Origin of the sequence: Mycobacterium sp. (genome assembly GCF_049280035.1) — a bacterium.
In the GTDB taxonomy this organism is placed as follows: domain Bacteria; phylum Actinomycetota; class Actinomycetes; order Mycobacteriales; family Mycobacteriaceae; genus Mycobacterium.
Window position 1 is genome coordinate 1 of record NZ_JBAPPI010000012.1, and the last position, 3,655, is coordinate 3,655.

General features: G+C 59.4%; 3 protein-coding genes. 2 read left to right on the forward strand and 1 reads right to left on the reverse strand.

Annotation, left to right across the window (positions count from 1 at the left end; all coding sequences use genetic code 11):
- Positions 1-130 (forward strand): MmpS family transport accessory protein (locus WAN71_RS00375; protein WP_422223434.1); only part of this gene is annotated, 130 nt, incomplete at its 5' end.
- Positions 127-3,081: an RND family transporter gene (locus tag WAN71_RS00380; protein WP_422223432.1), complete on the forward strand. Its 2,955-nt coding sequence runs from the start codon at positions 127-129 to the stop codon at positions 3,079-3,081. The genes WAN71_RS00375 and WAN71_RS00380, both read left to right, overlap by 4 nt.
- Positions 3,082-3,089: 8 nt before the next feature.
- On the opposite strand, the gene WAN71_RS00385 is transcribed toward WAN71_RS00380, so the two are convergent.
- Positions 3,090-3,655: MMPL family transporter (locus WAN71_RS00385; protein WP_422223433.1), on the reverse strand; the 566-nt coding region annotated here is incomplete at its 5' end.

Genomic DNA, 3,655 nt, shown 5'->3' on the forward strand with positions numbered 1-3,655 from the left:
GGGAAACATTGTGGCCCAGGGCAATAGCAATACCATCGGCTGCCGCATCGTGGTGGACGGTGTGGTCAAAGCCGAAAAAATCTCGCATGAAGTGAACGCGTTCACCTTCTGCGTGTTGAAGGGCGCATGATTAGCGAGCAGAGGAGCGCCGAGCACACTAGACCGCCATTCGTGCCGCGGACGATCCATCGGCTGGCGGTTCCCATCATCCTGGCGTGGTTGGCGATCGTTGTCCTGGTGAGTACCGCCGTTCCACCGCTGGAGCAGGTCGCGAAGCAACGTTCGGTATCAATGAGCCCCAAAGACGCACCATCGGTGCAAGCGATGACGGCGATGGGCCAGAAATTCAAGGAATCTGATTCCGACAGTTCCGCGATGATCGTCTTGGAAAGCCAGCAGAAACTCGGCGACGATGCGCACCGGTATTACAACAGCGTGATTCGTCAGCTGAAAGACGATCCGAAGCACGTGCAACACGTCCAGGATTTTTGGGGCGATCCGCTCACGGCGCCGGGGGCGCAAAGCTCCGACGGTAAATGCGTATACGTCCAACTCAACCTCGCCGGTAACCAAGGTACGACCTTGGGAGACGAATCGGTGGATGCTGTTCGCAGCATCGTGGACCGCACGCCGGCGCCAAAAGGTGTAACCACGTATGTGACTGGCCCGGCGGCGCTGGTGAAGGACATGAACCATAGTGGCAACAAAACCCTCTTGAAGATGACTGTTGTAACGCTTTTGGTGATCGTCACCATGTTGCTACTTGTCTACCGCTCCGTCATCACGGTGTTTCTTCTGCTCGTCATGGTCTTCATCGAATTGACGGCGGCGCGAGGAATTGTCGCGTTTCTTGGATATCACCACCTTATTGGGCTTTCCACATTTGCTGTTAATCTCCTGGTGTCCCTCGGGATTGCGGCTGGAACTGATTACGGCATCTTCTTTTTCGGCCGCTATCAAGAGGCCCGGCAGGTTGGCGAGGATCGTGAGACCGCTTTCTACACGACTTACCGCAGCGTCGCGCACGTTGTCTTGGCCTCCGGTTTGACGATCGCCGGCGCGATATTTTGTCTGAGCTTCTGCCGGATGCCGTATTTCCAAACGCTGGGCGTGCCTTGTGCAGTCGGCATGCTCGTGGCGGTGGCGGTGGCGCTCACGCTGGTTCCGGCCGTGATCATCGTCGGTGGACGCTTCGGTTTGTTCGACCCCAGACGAAAGATGCAGGTCCGTGGTTGGCGCCGGGTGGGCACCGCCATCGTGCGCTGGCCGTTGCCCATTCTCGCAGGGGCAGTTGCGATCGCACTTGTCGGCCTGTTGACGCTGCCGGGATATCGAGCCAGCTACAACGATCGGCTATATATACCCCACGATATCGCCGCTAATAAGGGGTATGACGCCGCCGAGCGACATTTTTCCCAGGCTCGAATGATGCCCGAAGTCATGATGGTCGACGCGGACCATGATTTGCGTGATCCGGCAGACTTCTTGGTCCTCGACAGACTGGCCAAAGGCATCTTCCGGGTTCCGGGAGTATCCAGGGTGCAGGCCATCACACGTCCCGAGGGCACGGCGATGGAGCATACGTCGATTCCGTTTCAGCTCAGCATGCAAAATGCCGGGCAGGTACAGACGATGAAATTCCAAAAAGCCCGTATGGACGACATGCTCAAGCAGGCCGACGAGCTCGAGGACACCATGAATCGCATGAGGCGCATGTACGACCTCATGAAAGAGCTCACCGATACCACACACAAAATGGTCGGTGAGACGAAGGAAATGCAGGCCGTCACCGAAGAATTGCGGGACGACATCGCAAACTTCGAGGACACCTGGCGGCCTATCCGCAGCTATTTCTACTGGGAAAAACACTGCTACGACATCCCGATATGTTTTTCGCTGCGATCTGTATTCGAGGCGGTTGATGGTGTCGACGAGATCGACGACAAGTTCCAAATTCTGACCAAAGACTTCGATAAACTTGATTCGCTGATGCCGCAGATGATCGCGGAGTTCCCGCCGATGATCGCCAGCATGGAGTCCATGCGGACGATGATGCTGACGATGCATAGCACCATGTCGGGGATCTTCGGGCAGATGGACGAGCTGAGCGATAACGCGACGGCCATGGGCAAAGCCTTCGACCGCGCCAAAAATGACGACTCGTTCTACCTGCCGCCGGAAGTCTTCAAGAACCCGGACTTCAAACGTGCCCTGAACAACTTCTTCTCGCCCGACGGCAAGGCCGTACGCCTCATCATCTCGCACCGGGGAGACCCAGCGACGCCGGAAGGCATTGCGCGCGTTGACTCGATCAGGCAGGCGGCCGAGGAGTCGATGAAGGGCACTCCTCTCGAGGACGCCAAGATCTACCTGGCCGGTACCGCCGCCACCTTCAAGGACTGGAAGGACGGTTCGAAATACGATCTGTGGATCGCCGGGATCGGTTCGCTGTGCCTGATTTTCATCATCATGCTGATCATCACCCGAAGCCTTATTGCCGCCCTGGTTATCGTTGGCACAGTTGCGGTTTCGTTGGGTGCGTCCTTCGGGCTCTCCGTGCTGGTTTGGCAGTACATCCTTGGGATCCAACTGCACTGGATGGTGTTGGCGATGTCGGTCATCGTCCTTTTGGCGGTGGGGTCTGACTACAACCTGCTGCTGGTGTCTCGGTTCAAAGAGGAGATTCACGCTGGGCTGAAGACGGGCATCATCCGCGCCATGGGCGGCACCGGCAAGGTGGTGACGTCGGCCGGTCTGGTGTTTGCGTTCACGATGTGCTCAATGGTGGTCAGCGACCTGCGGATCATCGGCCAAATGGGGACCACTGTCGGTCTGGGTCTGCTGTTCGACACCTTGGTGGTCCGCTCGTTCATGACGCCGTCCATCGCCGCGCTGCTGGGACGTTGGTTCTGGTGGCCGATCAAGGTCCGGCCCCGCCCCGCCAGCACCATGCTCCGGCCCACCGGGCCCCGCCCGGCAGTTCGGGAGCTGCTGGGCGAAAACAACGGCGAGGTGGCCAGGACGGCGCTGGGCAACGGCGAGGCCAAGACAGCCCGGTTACCAAAGGTGCAGTCGGAGTAGGTTATTGATTACCGCTGTTGGACCAGTCCGCCTGGCGGATGCTCGTCGACGTCTATCAGCGCACGAACCGCCGGACGGGATCCGTACGGCTGCAGCATCGTGCTGGCCGGCCGCGGCCGCACGTGTTGCGGCCACCAGAACCAACGCCCGAGCAGAATGGCCACCGAGGGCGTCATGAACGACCGCACGATCAAAGTGTCGAACAACAGGCCCAGAGCGATCGTGGTGCCCACCTGGGCCATAACCCGCAACGGGCCGAACACGAACGAGGCCATGGTGGCGGCGAACACCAGACCGGCAGCGGTCACCACCGAACCAGAGCCGGCCATGGCGCGGATGGTGCCCGTCTTCAGCCCGGCGCGAATCTCTTCCTTGAACCGGGATATCAGCAGCAGGTTGTAGTCCGACCCGACCGCCAACAGCAGGATGATCGCCATCGCCAGCACCATCCAGTGCAGTCTGATGCCGAGAAGGTACTGCCACACGAGCACCGAGAGGCCGAAGGAGGCGCCCAGCGAAAGCAACACGGTACCGACGATGACCAGGGCCGCGACCACGCTGCGGGTGATGATCA

Coding starts and splice junctions, on each gene's coding strand:
- WAN71_RS00380 (WP_422223432.1), top strand. CDS start 127: ATGATTAGCGAGCAGAGGAGCGCCGAGCACACTAGACCGCCATTCGTG.